Consider the following 383-nt stretch of genomic DNA (forward strand, 5'->3'; position numbering starts at 1 on the left):
ATTGGCCGCCCGATCGCCAACCTCGGCTGCTACATCCTCGACAGCCACTTCGAACCCGTACCGGTCGGTGTGCTCGGCGAGTTGTACCTCGGCGGCATCGGCCTGGCCCGGGGTTACCACCGCCGCCCGGCACTCACTGCCGAACGTTTTGTTGCCCACCCGTTCATCCAGGGCGAGCGCCTGTACCGCACCGGCGACCTGGCACGCTACCGCGCAGACGGCGTGATCGAATACGCCGGGCGTATCGACCATCAAGTCAAGCTGCGCGGCCTGCGCATCGAACTGGGGGAAATCGAAGCGCGCCTGCTGGAGCACGCGTGGGTCCGTGAGGCTGCCGTGTTGGCGGTCGACGGTAAATACCTGGTGGGCTACCTGGTGCTGCA

General features: G+C 66.3%; 1 pseudogene. It reads left to right on the top strand.

Annotation, left to right across the window (positions count from 1 at the left end):
- Window positions 1-383, top strand: a pseudogene (locus tag V3W40_RS34585) (non-ribosomal peptide synthetase); the annotation flags it as partial.

Origin of the sequence: Pseudomonas sp. AM8, assembly GCF_036346475.1 — a bacterium.
Taxonomy (GTDB): Bacteria; Pseudomonadota; Gammaproteobacteria; order Pseudomonadales; family Pseudomonadaceae; genus Aquipseudomonas; species Aquipseudomonas marginalis.